This window comes from Halobacillus sp. HZG1 (assembly GCF_035818575.1).
Lineage (GTDB): Bacteria > Bacillota > Bacilli > Bacillales > Halobacillaceae > Halobacillus > Halobacillus litoralis.
In genome coordinates this window covers 13,515-31,008 of record NZ_JAYLVQ010000008.1, presented here as the reverse complement: position 1 = coordinate 31,008, position 17,494 = coordinate 13,515, and the positions used below count along the sequence as shown (strand labels likewise).

Genomic DNA, 17,494 nt, shown 5'->3' with positions numbered 1-17,494 from the left:
GTCTGCTTATGCCAGTCGTGTCTACCAGGACGATTCCGCATTTGAACACTTTCCATGGGGCGGGCGGTGAGCCTCCTCAGGCTACGCCTTCCGGGGTCTCACCTGTCCCACACATCCCATAGGAGTCTCACCGTTTCCCTCCGCCCCTTTACCTTAAAAGTGTCTCGAAACCACTTCTAACAGGGGCAGCTTGAATGGTTGAGGGAAGTGGATGATTAGAACACCTGTATAAGGAAGGTTCCAATTTTTCTCCCCTAGGCGGGCATAAAGTGCCTTGTATCAAGCATTTGCCTAAGCTAAACGTCAATTGGGGTAGAGTTTATATCATTCACTTCTAATAACCATACAAGTGATTTTTTAAGTAGTGGTTTCGAGAACCTTCCTTGGTTAAGGGGCGGAGGAGGATGGCGAGACTCCTGCGGGAAAAGAGTGCTAGGTGAGACCCCGCAAGGCGTCAGCCTGAGGAGGCTCATCGCGCTCCCGCGGAAAGCGAGTTATTCCCCGCAGCCCCACCCACTCAACAAAAGTCTCGAAACTGAGTCTTCTAGAAACCTGCCATATTCTTCAGTAAGCTTAGGGTTTAAAGACAATAAAAAAGACGAGCAACTTTAGTGTTGCTCGCTCTTATAAGGACCATTCAATCAATTGCTTACGAAGTTCAGAGAGTCTTCTCTTTGTTTTTTTAATTTGTTCGACATCTCCGGCGATCATGGCATCATGCAAGGTCACCAATTCGTAATCAATCTCCATACGGATTACCGGGAGCTTCTCTTCAGCTTCTCTTTTACGCAATGCTTCCATGACATGTTTCACTGCTAACCCCTCCCTTTCAAATCCTTACTATATATATATGTGACTTTTGCGACAGAAGTTTCAATTAGATTACTTATATGTAACCCATTTTTACAGAATTCAAACCAAGGGAACACATCACTTAGTAAGAGTGGTCTATTGTGGTAAAATAAGGGCGAGAAATGAAGGAGTTGATCGAATGACGACATTTAGTGGATTTACACAAGAGGACTTTGACGTTTTTTCCATTCCAGGATTGGAAAATAGAATGGAAGCTTTAAAAGATCGTATTTCCCCAAAGCTTGAGGCTATAGCGACAGAACTCGATGCAGATGTCACAGCAATGACGGGTGACGAAATGTTCGTTCACGTAGCGAAACACGCCCGACGTAAAACGAATCCGCCGAACGATACTTGGGCAGCTCTTGCTTCAAATAAACGCGGATACAAGAAGCTTCCCCACTTCCAAATTGGCTTGTGGGAGTCTCATGTGTTCATTTGGTTTGCTGTAATCTACGAAAGTCCCATCAAACAGGACTTTGCTTATAAATTGGAGCAAAACAAGGATGAAGTTCTTCAACATATCCCGGAGGACTATGTGTGGTCCATCGATCATACGAAACCGGACAGCATTCCTCAGTCTGATGTTAATGAAGACAAGTTCTTGAGCATGACCGAGCGTCTAAAGACTGTGAAAAAAGCTGAGATCCTGTGCGGCAGGAACATTGAACGTGGAGATGACCGTCTGAAAGATCCAGATGCTTTCCTTAAGCTTTGTAAAGAAACATTCCAAACCCTTGAACCTTTATACCGTTACACAAAACAACTCGATCAGTAAACAAAAAAGGCGCCCTGTGAGGGAGCGCCTTTTTTTGTTTACATTTTTAATTTGTCGCCTTTACTAAGGCCTTTCGCCTGTTTCACAGCTCTGTAACAAGAATAGCCGGATTCTTTTTCAAATTGTCCGCAAAGCGTTTTTTCTTCACTTTTAGATGGAACGATTTGTTTAAAACGTGTATAAGCGAGCATCAGCTCATCACGGTCGACTCCTTTTTCATAGGCCTGTTCTACCATACTGTAAAAATTAACGACATCGATAATTTCTTCTTTTGACCAATACACTTCATCGATTGGATACGTATAACTCACTTTTCTCCTCCTTACCTGCTCCACCGGTTGCGGATTTCTTCCGCTTCCGTGACCATCCGTTTAACCAGCTCATCGACCGATGGAACGTCATGGATCCTTGAAGCGACTTGCCCGGCCCAGCCAAATCCGCTGGCTTGTTTTCCCTCATATATGAAGGTTTTATTCGCTTCACCGTTAATGTAAGATTTTAAGCCTTCGTAACCAGCTTGTTCCTCTTCCAATTCCAAGATACGCGCTGTCCACTCATTTTTCAAGGCACGAGCCGGGGCCTTCAAACTTCTTTTTATGATAGTGGTGGAGGTCTCGTCCGCTTGAATCAAAGCTTCCAGATAAGCGGGATGGGCATGGACACATTCTTTAGTTGCAATAAACCGTGTCCCCATCTCTACTCCTTCCGCTCCTAAAGCAAGAGCAGCCATCAATCCCCTGCCGTCTCCTACTCCTCCTGAAGCAATAACAGGGATATCAACAGCGTCTACGACTTGCGGCGTCAGGACGAATGTACCAACATCATCACGTCCAAGGTGTCCCCCGCCTTCATGACCGACGACCATAACGGCATCCGCACCCAGCTCCTCCGCTTTAACTGCCTGCCGTCTTGCTGCTACAAGAACGAGGGTTTTAATTCCAGTACCTTTCACTAACTCGAGCACTGGCGCAGGATTTCCACCTGTCACCGATATGACCGGCACCTTTTCTTCTACAGCGACTTGAACCATCTCTTGGAAAGGACGACCATGCTGGCCGATCGCGAAGTTCACACCAAACGGTCGGTCTGTCTTTTCTCTTACTGCAGCAATTTCCATCCTTAGTTGATCGGTACCTTCCATACTCATCGCCGTCAATTGACCAAGTCCTCCAGCGTCTGAAACCGCTGCAGCCAATTCAGAATAAGCGAGGTGAGCAAGCCCTCCCTGGATTATCGGGTATGTAATGCCTAAAGCTTCTGTAACGCGAGTTTTCCATTCCACATGAACCCCTCCCCTTTGTTTCATTTTAGCATGATTGGAAAAAGGATACACAAAAAGACTAGCAAGCGAACGTATAACCTGCTATAATTCATGTGCTTTTCTATATTAAAGAGGTGGAAACACAAATGAACCAACATGAAACTCCCTTGTTTACAGGATTAAAAAAACATAGGGACCGCAAGCCGGTCCAATTTCATATTCCAGGTCATAAAGGCGGAAAAGGAATGGATGAAGAGTTCCGGACCTTTATGGGAGATCAAGCACTTTCGATCGATCTTATCAACATTGAACCGCTCGATGACCTGCACCACCCGCAAGGCATGATTAAACAGGCCCAAGACCTAGCCGCAGAAGCCTTCGGTGCAGATTATACATTTTTCTCCGTCCAGGGCACTTCCGGTGCGATCATGACAATGATTATGAGCGTCTGCCATCCTGGTGATAAAATCATCGTGCCAAGGAACGTCCATAAATCTGTAACAACAGCGATTATTTTTTCAGGAGCTAAACCCGTCTTTATCCACCCGGAACTGGACGAGCGCTTCGGTATCTCTCACGGAATCACTTCAGAGGCTGTGCAGAAGGCATGTGAAGCACACCCGGATGCAAAAGGACTGCTCGTCATCAACCCGACTTATTTCGGAGTATCTGCCGATTTGAAAAAAATTGTCAACATTGCCCACAGCTTTGATATCCCTGTGCTTGTCGATGAAGCACACGGGGTCCACATCCACTTCCATGAGCGCCTCCCTCTTTCTGCGATGCAGGCAGGTGCTGATATGGCAGCGACAAGTGTGCATAAGCTGGGTGGTTCATTAACCCAAAGTTCCGTACTGAATTTACGTGAAGGACTCGTTTCCCATGAAAGAGTGCAGTCGATTTTATCCATGCTGCACACGACGTCAACTTCCTATCTTTTACTCGCAAGTCTGGATGCAGCACGAAGACATCTCGCTGTTAACGGCCGGGAGCTGATGGAACAAACCCTTCGCCTGGCGGACGATGCCCGAAGAAAATTAAATGAAATTCCAGGTATTTATTGTCCGGGTAGTGAAATCTTGACGAGCGATGCTACAGTAGACTTTGACCCTACGAAATTAATCATCTCTGTTAAAAAGCTGGGGTTATCCGGCTATGACGTTGAAGTCTGGCTTAGAGAAAAAGCCAATATTGAAGTGGAACTGTCCGATTTGTACAACATTTTATGTATCGTGACTCCTGGTGATCGAGAGGAAGATATCGACGAGCTCATAACAGCTCTAGAAAACCTTTCTAACGAGCACTCGGACAAAGAGGAAACAGAAAACATCCAGGTGAAGGTCCCCGACATCCCTGTGCTCGCTCTTTCTCCAAGAGAAGCCTTCTACTCGTCTACAGAAACCATATTGCTAAAAGAAGCTGTTGGAAGGATCAGTGCGGAATTCGTAATGGTCTATCCTCCTGGCATTCCCATTTTCATTCCAGGTGAAATTATTACACGCGAAAACATTGACTACATTCATGATAATGTTGAAGCCGGCCTACCAGTACAAGGCCCTGAAGATGATACTCTTGAAACCATTCAAGTCATTCGTGAACAACGAGCATTCAAATAAAAGAAGCCCGATATGGGCTTCTTTTTTTGTGCTTCCTGCTCTTTGGCGCGATTCTCCTGCTCTTTGGCGCGAAGGGATTTCCTCTCATCGGAAATCCTTCGCGCACTAAAAAAAGAACCAGGCCGTAGACCTGATTCTTCCCTTTTATGCTTCCTTCACAGAAAGGATGCCCCCGTTTAATAGTACATACTTTTTATTTGTCTTCTGGTTTGTTGCAAGTTGGACAGGTGCTGTAAAGAGTAGAAACCTTCTCATTTTCGTAGTGCTCAATTACCTTCTGACAGTCTTGACATACGATTGTACCCATTCACATCCACTCCCCATATTTGTAATCGTTTTCAACGTAATTTCATTCTAATATGGCACAATCGAAAAATCAAGCCCAAAAGTATAACTTTTTTAAAAATATGTCATACTAATAATTTCCTACCTACTAGTATATGAGGAAGGTTCATTTTTAAGACTAAAAAAAGATCACTCCAATGAGTGATCTTTTTGATTAAGGCGTTTGTATAAGTGCTGGATCTAACAGCTCATAGCCTTTCTCACGCAGACCATCCGCAATAGAACCCAACGCTTTGTTTGTCCAATCCCTGTCGTGCATCAGCAAGTTCGCACCGTTGTTCAAAAGTGGGGTGTTGACCATAATGTCAGCAAGAGCTTGATCATCCTGATAGTCACTTTCCCAATCGTACCCATAAGTCCAGTTCATGACGAGCATTCCTTCATCTTCCGCCAACTGCTTAGAAAAATCGGTATTCTGACCAAAAGGTGCACGGAAAAAGACGGGACGTTCACCGATGATTTCTTCAATCTTATCATTCAATCCAACAATTTCCTCTCGTTGTTCTTCTTCACTAAGGTCAGGCAAGCTCGCATGTGAAGCCGTATGATTCCCGATTGCAAAGCCCATCTCATGAATCTGTTTTAATTTTTCTTTTTCTTCTGGTGTATCAATAAAGTGTCCGTTTACGAAAAAGATCGCAGGTGCATCTTTTTCTTTCAACGTTTCAGCCATTTCCACTGCGTGGGTATCTGGTGCATCATCAATCGTAAGAAGAGCGACTTTTGGATTCGCGTCTCCGATCGGTTTGAACGACCAGTTACCTGTCAATTCATATTGTGGTTCTGCATTCTTCATTACTTCCTCATCTTCTTCTGCTGTTTCTTTCGTTTCTATTTCTTCATTTGTTTCTTCTGCTGTTTCTTCATCCGCCTTTTCATCCTCTACTACTTCTTCTTTCGGCTCTTTCTCTACAGCTTCTTCTTCTTGTTTCTTAGCTTCCTCACCATTTGCTCCAGAGCAGGCAGAAAGCAGAAAAATTAGTACGATCCACAGACTTGTCCATTTTTTCATAGGTGTTCCCTCCACTGTTATGTATTTCCACTTCCTTCATTATAAAAGAAAATTCAACAATATATCTATCGTTTTCGGGTAAAATATTATATAATGTTTTATCGTGGTCTCATGACTTCTTACATATGGGTGATTAAAATGCTACATTCATTGAAAAAATTCAAATTTTTAGGAAGCCGAACGTTAAAAACGGGGATTTCTGTCTTTTTGACTGCATTGATTTGCGGTTTTTTTAATTTACCCATTATATTTGCTGTCATCACAGCTATCGTCACGATTGAACACACAGCTGCAGATTCGATAAAAAAAGCCGCGGTACGATTTCCTGCGTCGGCCATTGGCGCATTGCTTGCTACCACGTTCTACGGACTGTTGGGAAAAGGTGCGTTGACATTCGCTCTTGTAGCTATGGTGACGATCGCCGTCTGTCACAAATTGAAACTGGATGATGGAATCCTGGTCGCTACCATCACAGCGACAGCGATGATTCCTGACTTCCAAGATCAATATGTGGTTTCATTTTTTACGAGATTGGGTACAACCTCCATTGGAATCATCATCTCGACTTTTGTGAATTTTTTCCTTTTACCACCGAATTATTCGCCTATGATTTACAAAAACATCAACGGTTTGTATAATCATGCTGGTCTGCTTTTGAAGCGAATAATTTCCGAGGTAACGGCAGAATCTAAAGAGAAAACTCGTGCGATCCAGAGGTCCTACCGGCAATTGACGGCCCACCTGGAAAAGACAAATCAGCTTTCTCAATATCAAAGAGAAGAGTGGAAATACCATCGTCACTCAGAAGAAGCGATGGTCGCTTTTCAACTCTCGCAACGAAAACTGGCGGCTTTCCAACAAATTGCTTATCATCTTGGAAACTTGCAGTATGTACAAACAAAAGCCTCTGATTTCACTAACGAAGAAAAAGAACTTTTGCTTGCACTTACGGAGGAATTCACGCATGTACTTAGTGACCCGACCCACTCGATTAACGAAAGACAGTTCGAGATGGTCCATAAGCTGGATGATGCATTCTGGAAATGGAAAGAAGACCATGTGGTAAAGCAGACGGGTTACCGGCATCACTTACCACCACAGACGATCTTAATTTACGAATTGCTTTGTTTTCATGACGTATTGGAAGAATTGCAAAATTTGTCGCAAAAACAAGATCAGCTCGTGAGGAAATGTTATCTGCCAGATCAGTCATAATGTGGTGAAGAAATTTTAAAATTAGGAGGGAAGTCAGTAATGAATCAAGTAACTAAAGTATTTTACATTTCAGTAGTTGTCGCATTCTTATTCATCGGCTGGGGAGTTATCCCTGAAAGTGTTCTACCGACTTGGAACTTACAAAACGTAACATCTAACATTCAAGGTTTCCTGACAGAAAAATTTGGATGGTTCTATTTATTATCAGCTACAGGCTTCTTAATTTTTGTTATCTTCTTGGTATTCTCGAAATATGGAAATTTAAAATTAGGAAAACCGGATGACGAACCGGAATATCCATACATTACATGGTTCGCCATGCTCTTTAGTGCGGGTATGGGAATTGGACTAGTTTTCTGGGGCTCTGCAGAACCCCTTTCTCACTTCCATACACCACCAATTCCGGGACAAGAGCCTATGAGTGAAGAAGCAGCTCAGTCCGCTATGAAGTACACCTTCTTCCACTGGGGACTTCATCCATGGGCCTTTTATTCTGTATTGGCTCTCGCTCTTGCTTACTTTAAATTCCGAAAAGATGCTCCTGGTGTAATTAGTGCCGCTCTCACACCTGTACTGGGTGAAAAGAGAGTGAAAGGTCCAATTGGTACACTAATAGACTTTATCGCTGTTTTTGCAACGATCTTTGGTGTAGCGACCTCTCTAGGTCTGGGTGCATTACAAATATCAAGTGGTCTGGCCTTTACCATTGACGGTTTAGAAGATACGTTCACATTGCAGCTTACCATTATTGCTATCGTAACTGTCCTTTTCATGGTTTCTGCTATGACTGGTTTGAACAAAGGGATTAAATACCTTAGTAACACAAACGTTGTGCTCGCCATCGGTTTGATGGTATTCATGCTATTTGCAGGACCAACAAACTTTATCATGGATTACTTCACGACATCATTCGGGTCTTATATCCGCGACCTGCCTTATATGAGCTTTCGGATGACACCTTTTGCTGAAGATAGTTCATGGGTCCAAAACTGGACCATTTTCTACTGGGCTTGGTGGATTTCCTGGGCTCCATTCGTAGGAACATTCATCGCCCGTGTATCCCGCGGACGTACGGTTCGTGAGTTCATTCTAGGTGTTCTATTAGTACCTACAATCTTTGGAGCTCTATGGTTCTCAGTGTTCGGTGGAACAGCAATTTCACTTGAATTCTTCAATGATGTAGATATCTATTCTGATGTTAGTGAACTCGGTTCAGAAGTCGCTCTCTTCTCTATGATGGAAAATGTACCATTAGGCTCAATCATGTCTTTCGTAGGGCTATTACTTATTAGTACATTCTTCGTTACATCTGCCGATTCCGCAACGTTTGTCCTGGGGATGCAAACAACGAACGGTAGCTTGAATCCTAAAAATCAGGTGAAATTCACTTGGGGAATTATCCAAGCAGGAGCAGCAGCCGTACTGCTTTGGCAAGGTGGATTAGGTGCTCTCCAAACAGCAGCGATCATCGCCGCCTTCCCGTTCACCTTTATTATGATACTCATCTGCTTCTCCTTGTTTAAGACCTTCCAGGAGGAAGGGAAAGTAGTTGATCTTAAGAAGAAAAAGAAATAATCAAACCTTCAGGAACCCAGAATATAATTTCTGGGTTCCTTTTTTATTCTACATGCTCCCATTCCTTACTAGATGCACGTCTAGCATACATTTCCTCTCCGAGCACCCTTTCCCCTCTTTCTGTTTTTCACATCCTTACACAAGCTGTTGCACGATTCTATATAGGCGTCTACAAGGTCACTCGGGTAATAAACGGTTTTACAGCAGATGTCACAATACAACATAAGACTATCAATTCCATGACAAAACGATAACATCAAAAAAATCTCTCTCATTCCTTGTTACACTGAGAATGGATTAAAGACAAGGGAGTGGGTCGGACCATGATGAATCGTATATTCCTATCTTTCTTAGCTATATTCTTACTCGCGGGATGTCTACAGAAAGGCGAAACCATTCAAGTACTTAAGGCTACACCTGAGAATTACGAATTATACTTATACACCGAAGCGGACCAACAGGAATCCGCACAAGATTACTTAAGCGCCCTCCTTGATTGGAAATTGAAACAGGATGACGGTGCTGAATTGCAATTCGAACAAACCGAAAAGGATCTAAATGACCTGAACATCCCAACAGATGATTTACCCGTACTCGTAGTTAAAGAAGAAGGAAAAACGGTCACCACGATATCTGGAAACAACCCACGTGAAAAGATTTTAATGACACTGGAAAATCATATAGCCATGGTTAGATAAAATCGAGCCTTCCCTATCCTCAGGGAAGGCTTCTTTATATAAAAACAGTTTACAGAGATCTGTTAAACCTGCGCTTAAAAGTCGTGAAACCTTCTTTCCTATAAAAAAAGCCCGCCAGACTCCCGAGAGTCTGGCGGGCTTTCTAAATAGTATTATTTAACGATGTGGATCGGTTGATCGATCGCAACTTCAGCTGCTTCCATCGTGATCTCCCCTAGTGTCGGGTGAGCGTGGATGGTAAGTGCTAAGTCTTCAGCTGTCATGCCGGATTCGATAGCTAAGCCAAGCTCAGCAATCATGTCACTAGCATTCGCACCAGCGATTTGAGCACCGATGACAAGACCGTCTTCTTTACGTGTCACGAGCTTCAGGAAGCCGTCACTTTCGTTAAGAGACAGCGCACGTCCGTTTGCTGCAAATGGGAATTTGGATGCTTTGACCTCATAGCCAGCATCTTTTGCTTCCTGCTCTGTGTAACCGACAGAAGCTAGTTCTGGATCAGAGAATACAACGGCTGGAATGCCAAGGTAGTCGATCTCAGACTTCTCACCAGAGATCGCTTCTGCAGCGATTTTACCTTCATAAGAAGCTTTGTGAGCAAGTGGAGGTCCTTCAACGATATCTCCGATAGCATAGATGTTATCAATGCTCGTACGGCACTGTTTATCGATTTCGATGATTCCTTTATCGGACATCTTGATTCCAAGATCCTCAAGACCGATTTCGTCTGTGTTCGGACGACGGCCAACAGTTACAAGTACGTAATCAGCATCAATGGATTTTTCTTCACCTTTAGCTTCATACTTCACGGTAACTCCGTTTTCCGTCTCTTCTACACCTTGAGCCATGGCTTCAGTCACCACGTCTACGCCTTTTTTCTTCAGACGCTTCTTAACGATGGAAGACATTTGCTTCTCGAAGCCACCAAGGATGTCTTTAGTACCTTCAAGGATCGTTACTTTTGTACCGAAGTTTGCATACGCTGTACCAAGTTCAGTACCGATGTAACCTCCGCCGATAACGACCATTTTCTCTGGGATTTCATCCAGATTCAAAGCACCTGTAGAATCTAGAACACGATCAGAGAATTTGAAAGAAGGAATCTCGATCGGACGGGAACCAGTTGCAATGATGCAATTATTGAACGTGTATGTTTGAGAGTTCTTTTCATCCATAACACGAACCGTGTTTTTATCTACGAAGTATACTTCGCCTTTAACGATGTCTACTTTGTTTCCTTTAAGAAGACCTTCAACACCGCCAGTCAGTTTGTTGACAACGCCGCTTTTCCACTCTTGTACTTTAGAGAAGTCGACGGTTGTGTTTTCTGACTTGATTCCCATGTCTTCAGCACCTTGAGCGTGTTCATAACGGTGACCTGCTTGGATCAACGCTTTGGAAGGAACACAACCGACGTTCAAACAAACGCCACCCAGGTTACCTTTATCGACAATGGTTACATTTTGACCGGATTGTGCAGCACGGATAGCGGCAACATAACCGCCAGGACCCGCACCGACAACTAACGTATCTAGTTCAATTGGGAAATCTCCTACTACCATACTTTACGCCTCCATCATGATTAGTTGTGGATCGTTCAGTAAACGCTTGATGTTGTTCATTGCGTGCTGAGCTGTCGCACCATCGATGATACGGTGGTCGAAGCTTAGGGAAATCGCAAGAACGGGAGCTACTACAACTTCACCATCGCGTACGATTGGCTTGTCTGCAATACGTCCGATACCTAGGATCGCTACTTCTGGGTGGTTGATGACTGGTGTAAACCACTGGCCACCGGCAGATCCGATATTCGTAATTGTAGTGGAAGCACCTTTCATTTCTTCAGATGATAGTTTACCGTCACGAGCTTTCACAGCTAGTTCGTTGATTTCGCTTGAGATTGAGAAGACGGACTTGCGGTCTGCATCTTTTACGACTGGAACCATTAGGCCTTTCTCTGTATCAGCAGCGATACCAATATTATAATAGTGTTTCTGAATAATTTCATCCGTATTGTCGTCAATTGACGTATTAAGGACAGGATATTTCTTCAGAGTAGATACAAGAGACTTCACAACATATGGAAGGTAAGTCAACTTGATGTCCTGCTCAGCTGCAACTGCTTTGAACTTCTTACGGTGGGCAACTAGTTCAGATACATCCACTTCGTCCATCAACGTTACGTGAGGAGCTGTATGCTTGGAGTTCACCATAGCTTTGGAGATCGCTTTACGGATTCCGCTCATCTTCTCACGAGTTTCTGGGTAAGCTTCGCCTGCAGCTGGAGCTGCCTGTTGTGTAGAAGCTGCTTCTTCCTGCTTCTCTTCTGCTGGAGCTTCAGATGCTGCTTCCGCTTGTCCGCCGTTCATGAAGCTTTCAACGTCTTCTTTTAGAACGCGGCCGTTTTTGCCGGATCCTTGAACTTTACGGATGTCGACATCATTATCACGAGCAAATTTACGCACAGAAGGCATCGCTACAACGCGACGGTCTTCATCAACGTCACCTTCGTCTGCAGATGCAGCTGGTTGTTCAGCTTTTTCTTCTTTGCTTTCTTCTTTAGATGCTTCTTCTTTTTCTTCCTTCGGCTCTTCTTTAGGCTCTTCAGAAGCAGGAGCATCTTCAGATCCATCATCGATTGTGATGATGACTGTTCCGACTGTAGTCGTTTCACCTTCATCCACATGGATGTCTTTGACCGTTCCATCTACTTGGGAAGGGATTTCTACAACAGCTTTATCGTTTTGTACTTCACAAAGTACATCGTCTTCTTTTACTTCGTCGCCAGGCTTGACGAACCACTTCGCAATTTCACCTTCGTGGATACCTTCACCGATATCAGGCAGTTTAAATTCGAATGCCACGGTTATTACCTCCTAGTATTAGAGATGATTAAAAGTTCATAACGTCGTTGACTTTTTCAACGATCGTGTTGTGATTTGGCAACCATACTTCTTCTGCTTGTGTGAATGCATAGACAGTGTCTGGTGCAGCTACACGCAATACAGGCGCTTCAAGGTGAAGGATGGCTTTTTCTTGAATTTCAGAAACAACGTTCGCTGCGATACCCGCTTGCTTTTGAGCTTCCTGGACAACAACAGCACGGTTTGTCTTCTTAACAGACTCAAGAATTGTTTCGTAATCGACTGGAGATACAGTACGAAGGTCAATGACTTCTGCACTAATTCCGTCTTTCTCAAGCTCTTCCGCAGCTTTAAGAGAAGAGTGAACCATTGCACCGTAAGCAACAAGGGTAACGTCTGTACCTTCACGCTTAACAGCGGCTTTATCAAGATCTACTGTATATTCTTCTTCCGGCACTTCTTCACGGAAAGAGCGGTAAAGCTTCATGTGCTCAAGGAAGATGACAGGATCGTTATTACGGATGGAAGAGATCAAAAGACCTTTCGCATCGTATGGATTAGAAGGGATAACCACACGAAGACCAGGCTGCTGAGCCATTAGACCTTCAAGGCTGTCTGCGTGAAGTTCTGGTGTGTGTACGCCACCGCCGAATGGAGAGCGAACAGTAATCGGCATTGGACGAGTACCACCAGAGCGGTAACGATAGCGAGCCATTTGACCGCTGATTGCGTCCATGACTTCGTATACGAAACCGAAGAATTGAATTTCAGGAACCGGACGGAAGCCTGTAAGAGCAAGCCCGATGGACATACCGCCGATTCCGGATTCAGCTAGTGGTGTATCAAATACACGATCTTCGCCGAATTCTTTTTGAAGACCTTCAGTCGCACGGAATACTCCGCCGTTTTGACCAACGTCTTCACCGAAAACAAGCACGTTTTCATCATTTTTAAGTTCTGTGCGCATCGCGTCTGTGATGGCTTGGATCATTGTCATTTGTGCCATGATTTACTTCGACTCCTTTTCCTTGTATTCTTCCATCTGCTCTTTCAAGTTAGAAGGAAGTTCCTCATGCATGATACCGATTAAGTCGGTAACCGTTTGTTTTGGAGTATTGTCAGCTTCTTTTACTGCTGCTTTAATTTCTTCTTTTGTCTTTTCGATCAATTCGTTTTCTTCCTCTTCAGACCATAGGCCTTTCGCTTCAAGGAACTTACGGAAACGAACGATTGGATCTTTCTTCTCCCACTCGTTGTCTTCATCTTCCGTACGGTAACGAGTTGGATCGTCTCCGGCCATTGTGTGTGGGCCGTAACGATAAGTAAGTGTCTCGATCAATGTCGGACCTTCACCGTTTACAGCACGCTCACGAGCATCTTTCGTTGCCGCATAAACAGCAAGTACGTCCATACCGTCTACTTGAATGCCTTCGATTCCGGCAGCCACTGCTTTTTGAGCAATTGTTTGCGCTGCAGACTGCTTTTCAACAGGTACAGAAATCGCGAAACGGTTGTTTTGAACAACGAAAATCGCTTGGGCACCGAATGCACCAGCAAAGTTGATACCTTCATAGAAGTCACCCTGGGATGCACCGCCATCACCTGTATATGTGATTGCTACAGCATTTTCACCACGTTTTTTATAACCAAGACCAACACCGGCTGTCTGCGTGATTTGTGCACCGATGATGATTTGCGGGCTCACTGCGTTCACACCTTCAGGCATTTGGTTTCCTTTATGGTGTCCGCGGGAGAATAGGAATGCCTGGTAAAGCGGCAGACCGTGCCAGATCAACTGTGGTACATCACGGTATCCTGGAAGAATAAAGTCTTCCTTCTCCAATGCAAATTGGCTTCCAAGCTGAGATGCTTCCTGTCCAGCAGTTGGAGCGTAGAAACCAAGACGTCCCTGGCGGTTAAGCGCGATAGAACGCTGGTCAAGGATACGCGTATAAACCATACGGCGCATAATTTCTTTCAGATCTTCATCAGATAGGTCAGGCATAAAATCTTCGTTTACGATTTCGCCTTCTTCGTTAAGGATTTGAAACGTTTCGAACTGATTTTCAATGTTCTCAAGAGTTCGTTTCAAAGTCATTCACCCTTTCCTTTCGTATTTTAAAATGGATGCTGTGAGTAGCTTTCCCAATTATGAAAAAAAACTGTACCGATTTGCTCTTTACGTTTTACCCTGAACACTTCTTTATTAATCATGCAGGGACGTTTATAGAAACTGTTACATTCTTCAAGTAAGATTCAATGGTACAATGTCAATCCATTATGTAGTTTAGCTCAAATCGTCATCATTCGTCAATCACTTCGCTACATAATATCTATACATAGTCTTAGAGGCTTCTGACAGCAGTCGGAAAATGACTTATTTTGTTATTTCATAACACAATACTGTATCACCACAAAATTAAGCCTGTATTAATCTTACGTTTTTTCTTCCATACAATCAACTGAATTGTTTGACCCAAGGGACTTCATGTGTCTCTTTCCTGCGTTTCCTTCATTAATAAAAGAAAGGGTGGAAAGTGAGTAAATGATTGACCACCTTCCTGGTTAACGGAGGTAAGTGATTGAGCCTGTCCAATGTTTGATGAGCATCGCTTCATATAAAAAGCCGCTGACGAATAGTCGTCAACGGCTTACCCTCTACTCTTCTGAAGTTGAGGATTCTTCTTGCTGTTCATAAGTAACATCAAGTTCCATGGCTTCATAAAGTTCTTTTTTCAATGCATTATACTCTTCTGTATGTTTATTGAACGTCTCATTCTGTTCAATCACTTCATTATACTTTTGATTAATTTTATCGATTTGCTCCTGAAGCTTTTCTTCTTTCAAATCCTCGTTCTGCATCATCTCATACAGTTTGGCATCCAAAGTCAATGCTTCGTCATAAGCTGAATATAAATCCTGGTAAGAATCGTACCGGGCATTCATCGTTTCGACTAATTGCTCCGCTTTTTCTTTGGCCTCTGCGTTCTCTTCATCAAGATCCTCAATTAAAGGTTCAATTTCATCAAATTCCTCTTTTGCGGAATCGATGCTCTCTTTTTCAAGTTCAAGCTTTTCTCTTCGCTTTTCAACAATGGAAGCCGCCTGCTTGGACTTCTCCTCGATTTCATCAAATTGATCCATGTTCAAATTGATGATTTCCTCATATAATTGTTGTTCTTCTGTCTCAAGATCAACCATCGGCTGCTGCTGTTCGCGGAAAGCATCTTCTAACGTTACCGCTTTTTCAAGATGTTCATAAATCTGTTCTTCTGCTGACTGACCTGTACAGGCAGGCAAGAAAGCTGCTACTGCCAGGAGCATCACTAGCTTATGTAATCGCACACCTTTTCCCCCTCGAATTCCGTGAAACATTATTGTAATCTAAACGTATCTACAATAGTATAATAAATGATATCAAATTGAAAGGACCATTTTCACATATGTTACCATTGACATAGAGATGAAAAAGGTCTATTTGAGAGAGCTCATTATTCCATTCATTATAAATACTGAAATCAATGAGGTAGAGCTTTTTTTGAAAAATGTTTAGTCTGAAAGGATGTTGCTTAATGATCACAATGGACGATATTGTTCGTGAAGGTCACCCGGCTTTGCGTCATGTGACAGAGGAAGTGCCCCTCCCCCCTTCTGAGGAGGATAAAGAAACGTTAGAAGAAATGATTCAATACTTGAAAAATAGTCAGGATGAGCAAGTTTGTAACCGTTACGGACTACGTCCAGGTGTCGGCTTAGCTGCACCGCAAATCAATGTAAATAAGCGGATGCTTGCGGTCCATTTCACGGATTTGAAAGATAAGTTGTACAGCTACGGTTTATTCAATCCTCGCATTGTCAGTCATTCAGTGGAAAAAACGTATCTTTCTACAGGTGAAGGATGTCTGTCGGTCGATCGCGAAGTGCCTGGATATGTTCCACGCTATCGTCGTATTACTGTAAAAGCTACAGATCTTGAAGGTAACAATGTGAAGCTTCGCTTGAGAGATTATGCTGCTATCGTATTTCAGCATGAAATCGATCATCTTCATGGAATCATGTTTTATGATCACATTGATCAGGAGAATCCTTTTAAAGAGCCTGATAACGCCACACCTGCCGATCGATAAAACTAAAAGCTCCACCGTCAACGACGGTGGAGCTTTTTTTATACTCTCAACTTCTCCCTTATAAGCTCTATGTTCTTCAAGACTGAGGAACGAGATATCTCTAGGTTCGTTGCCAAGATTGAGCGTCAGGGGTGATTGGGAAGTTACTCGCTTTCCTGCGAGGATGACGGAGAGCCTCCTCGAGCTAAAGCTCTGCAGGGTCTCTCCAGCCAATCCATTCCCGCGGAAAGCGAGCTATTCCCCGTAGCCCCCATCCACTTAAGAAACACGCGAAACTGTCCCTTCAAGAATCCTGCCAGTTAGTAGAAAAAGGTTACTTCAACAATCCTAGTTCATAAATGGCATGGGAGAGACCGTCTTCCCCTACATCTTTAGTCACGAAATCGCTGACGGCTTTCGTTTCAGGAACGGCATTTCCCATCGCGACTCCAGTTCCAACTTCACGAATCATTTCGATATCGTTCAAGCCGTCGCCAAAGGCGTAGGTGTCCTCCATATGAAGACCTGCTGCTTCAATCATCTTTTTAATTCCTTCTGCTTTTGAACCACCTTTAGGAAGGACATCGCAGGAAACGGGATGCCAACGGATGTAATCGAAGGAATCATAAGCTTCTCTGTATTCTTCGATTTCATCACCTTCACAGAATAAAAGGGACTGATAAATATTTCTCCCTTTAAAAAAAGAGGCATCAGCACTAGGGTGCTCGATATATAGCGTACCCAGGCTCTCTTCAATATGATCGTGATCGGGAACGGAAGCTTTCATTTCTTCATGGTTCATGAAGACCATCGGATGGTTGTTGTGCTCTGCATGCTTATGAAGGCGCTCCAGTTCTGGTTCAGACAAAGGATTGGTGTAGATTTCTTTTCCTTCGAAAACGACATACTGCCCATTGAAACTTACGAAGGAATCGATTCCAAGTTCTTCTCTCAGCTTCTTATACATAAAAGGAGCCCGTCCGGTTGCAATGGCGCAGTAAACCCCTTCATCTTTGAGTGCCTGGATCGCTGCCTTTGTTTTCTCAGGAAGTTTTTTATCGTGATCCAGTAGTGTTCCATCAATATCAAAAAAAGCAATTTTTTTCGTCATTTCTTTGTTCCTCCTCGTCGGCCTGCGTACAATTTCTCTTATGTATCATAGCATACCCCAC

Annotated in this window: 17 protein-coding genes; 6 read left to right on the top strand and 11 right to left on the bottom strand. The window is 43.6% G+C overall.

The annotated features are described in order from the left end of the window. Positions 1-624: 624 nt before the first annotated feature. Positions 625-813, bottom strand: coding sequence for a hypothetical protein (locus VKA52_RS00475; RefSeq protein ID WP_160912958.1), 189 nt, complete (start codon positions 811-813; stop codon positions 625-627). A gap of 178 nt (positions 814-991) precedes the next feature. Between VKA52_RS00475 and VKA52_RS00470 the strand changes: the two genes are divergently transcribed. Further along, a complete protein-coding gene (locus VKA52_RS00470; protein WP_326313830.1) occupies positions 992-1,630 on the top strand; it encodes a YktB family protein in 639 nt (212 codons plus the stop codon). A gap of 38 nt (positions 1,631-1,668) precedes the next feature. On the opposite strand, the gene VKA52_RS00465 is transcribed toward VKA52_RS00470, so the two are convergent. Both VKA52_RS00465 and VKA52_RS00460 read right to left on the bottom strand, forming a co-directional pair. Then, a complete protein-coding gene (locus tag VKA52_RS00465) occupies positions 1,669-1,941 on the bottom strand; it encodes a UPF0223 family protein (RefSeq protein WP_160912955.1) in 273 nt (90 codons plus the stop codon). Between the two features lie 11 nt (positions 1,942-1,952). Next, the gene (locus tag VKA52_RS00460) at positions 1,953-2,912 is read right to left on the bottom strand and encodes an NAD(P)H-dependent flavin oxidoreductase (RefSeq protein WP_160912953.1); all 960 of its coding nucleotides are present in this window, start codon (positions 2,910-2,912) and stop codon (positions 1,953-1,955) included. A gap of 125 nt (positions 2,913-3,037) precedes the next feature. Between VKA52_RS00460 and VKA52_RS00455 the strand changes: the two genes are divergently transcribed. Next, entirely contained in the window at positions 3,038-4,507 is a 1,470-nt protein-coding gene (locus VKA52_RS00455; protein WP_326313829.1) for an aminotransferase class I/II-fold pyridoxal phosphate-dependent enzyme, read from the top strand. Between the two features lie 193 nt (positions 4,508-4,700). Here the strand turns inward: VKA52_RS00455 and VKA52_RS00450 are convergent, their stop codons facing one another. Together VKA52_RS00450 and VKA52_RS00445 are read right to left on the bottom strand one after the other, a co-directional pair. After that, complete coding sequence (locus VKA52_RS00450) at positions 4,701-4,814, bottom strand: GapA-binding peptide SR1P (protein ID WP_089652758.1); 114 nt, start codon at positions 4,812-4,814, stop codon at positions 4,701-4,703. 192 nt (positions 4,815-5,006) lie between these two features. Beyond that, entirely contained in the window at positions 5,007-5,864 is an 858-nt protein-coding gene (locus tag VKA52_RS00445; protein ID WP_326313828.1) for a polysaccharide deacetylase family protein, read from the bottom strand. Between the two features lie 150 nt (positions 5,865-6,014). On the opposite strand from VKA52_RS00445, the gene VKA52_RS00440 reads away from it, so the two are divergent. The 3 genes from VKA52_RS00440 to VKA52_RS00430 all read left to right on the top strand — a co-directional run bounded on the left by VKA52_RS00440 (position 6,015) and on the right by VKA52_RS00430 (position 9,352). After that, positions 6,015-7,079 carry an FUSC family protein gene (locus VKA52_RS00440; protein WP_326313827.1) on the top strand — a complete coding sequence of 355 codons (1,065 nt, stop codon included), beginning with the start codon at positions 6,015-6,017 and terminating at the stop codon, positions 7,077-7,079. 39 nt (positions 7,080-7,118) lie between these two features. Then, a complete protein-coding gene (locus tag VKA52_RS00435; protein ID WP_326313826.1) occupies positions 7,119-8,654 on the top strand; it encodes a glycine betaine uptake BCCT transporter in 1,536 nt (511 codons plus the stop codon). A 323-nt stretch (positions 8,655-8,977) separates the two neighbouring features. Then, the gene (locus tag VKA52_RS00430; RefSeq protein ID WP_160912941.1) at positions 8,978-9,352 is read left to right on the top strand and encodes a hypothetical protein; all 375 of its coding nucleotides are present in this window, start codon (positions 8,978-8,980) and stop codon (positions 9,350-9,352) included. Positions 9,353-9,504: 152 nt separating this feature from the next. On the opposite strand, the gene lpdA is transcribed toward VKA52_RS00430, so the two are convergent. The 5 genes from lpdA to VKA52_RS00405 all read right to left on the bottom strand — a co-directional run bounded on the left by lpdA (position 9,505) and on the right by VKA52_RS00405 (position 15,561). After that, positions 9,505-10,914, bottom strand: a complete 1,410-nt coding sequence (gene lpdA / locus VKA52_RS00425; protein WP_326313825.1) for a dihydrolipoyl dehydrogenase — start codon at positions 10,912-10,914, stop codon at positions 9,505-9,507. Positions 10,915-10,917: 3 nt separating this feature from the next. Continuing rightward, entirely contained in the window at positions 10,918-12,216 is a 1,299-nt protein-coding gene (locus VKA52_RS00420) for a dihydrolipoamide acetyltransferase family protein (protein ID WP_326313824.1), read from the bottom strand. Positions 12,217-12,244: 28 nt separating this feature from the next. Further along, the gene (locus tag VKA52_RS00415) at positions 12,245-13,222 is read right to left on the bottom strand and encodes an alpha-ketoacid dehydrogenase subunit beta (RefSeq protein ID WP_089652751.1); all 978 of its coding nucleotides are present in this window, start codon (positions 13,220-13,222) and stop codon (positions 12,245-12,247) included. A gap of 3 nt (positions 13,223-13,225) precedes the next feature. Beyond that, positions 13,226-14,308 (bottom strand): pyruvate dehydrogenase (acetyl-transferring) E1 component subunit alpha, encoded by a 1,083-nt coding sequence (pdhA, locus tag VKA52_RS00410; protein ID WP_305037799.1) that lies wholly within the window; start codon positions 14,306-14,308, stop codon positions 13,226-13,228. 566 nt (positions 14,309-14,874) lie between these two features. Continuing rightward, the gene (locus VKA52_RS00405; protein ID WP_326313823.1) at positions 14,875-15,561 is read right to left on the bottom strand and encodes a YkyA family protein; all 687 of its coding nucleotides are present in this window, start codon (positions 15,559-15,561) and stop codon (positions 14,875-14,877) included. 227 nt (positions 15,562-15,788) lie between these two features. On the opposite strand from VKA52_RS00405, the gene def reads away from it, so the two are divergent. Next, positions 15,789-16,343: a peptide deformylase gene (gene def / locus VKA52_RS00400; protein ID WP_326313822.1), complete on the top strand. Its 555-nt coding sequence runs from the start codon at positions 15,789-15,791 to the stop codon at positions 16,341-16,343. 313 nt (positions 16,344-16,656) lie between these two features. Here def and VKA52_RS00395 read toward each other — a convergent pair whose 3' ends face one another. After that, a complete protein-coding gene (locus VKA52_RS00395) occupies positions 16,657-17,433 on the bottom strand; it encodes a Cof-type HAD-IIB family hydrolase (protein WP_326313821.1) in 777 nt (258 codons plus the stop codon). Positions 17,434-17,494 lie beyond the last annotated feature (61 nt).

Bases quoted from the DNA above. Each gene is read 5' to 3' on its own strand.
- VKA52_RS00430 (WP_160912941.1), top strand. From the start codon at position 8,978: ATGATGAATCGTATATTCCTATCTTTCTTAGCTATATTCTTACTCGCG.
- VKA52_RS00455 (WP_326313829.1), top strand. From the start codon at position 3,038: ATGAACCAACATGAAACTCCCTTGTTTACAGGATTAAAAAAACATAGG.
- VKA52_RS00470 (WP_326313830.1), top strand. From the start codon at position 992: ATGACGACATTTAGTGGATTTACACAAGAGGACTTTGACGTTTTTTCC.
- VKA52_RS00395 (WP_326313821.1), bottom strand. From the start codon at position 17,433: ATGACGAAAAAAATTGCTTTTTTTGATATTGATGGAACACTACTGGAT.
- lpdA (WP_326313825.1), bottom strand. From the start codon at position 10,914: ATGGTAGTAGGAGATTTCCCAATTGAACTAGATACGTTAGTTGTCGGT.
- VKA52_RS00435 (WP_326313826.1), top strand. From the start codon at position 7,119: ATGAATCAAGTAACTAAAGTATTTTACATTTCAGTAGTTGTCGCATTC.
- VKA52_RS00450 (WP_089652758.1), bottom strand. From the start codon at position 4,814: ATGGGTACAATCGTATGTCAAGACTGTCAGAAGGTAATTGAGCACTAC.
- VKA52_RS00445 (WP_326313828.1), bottom strand. From the start codon at position 5,864: ATGAAAAAATGGACAAGTCTGTGGATCGTACTAATTTTTCTGCTTTCT.
- def (WP_326313822.1), top strand. From the start codon at position 15,789: ATGATCACAATGGACGATATTGTTCGTGAAGGTCACCCGGCTTTGCGT.
- VKA52_RS00415 (WP_089652751.1), bottom strand. From the start codon at position 13,222: ATGGCACAAATGACAATGATCCAAGCCATCACAGACGCGATGCGCACA.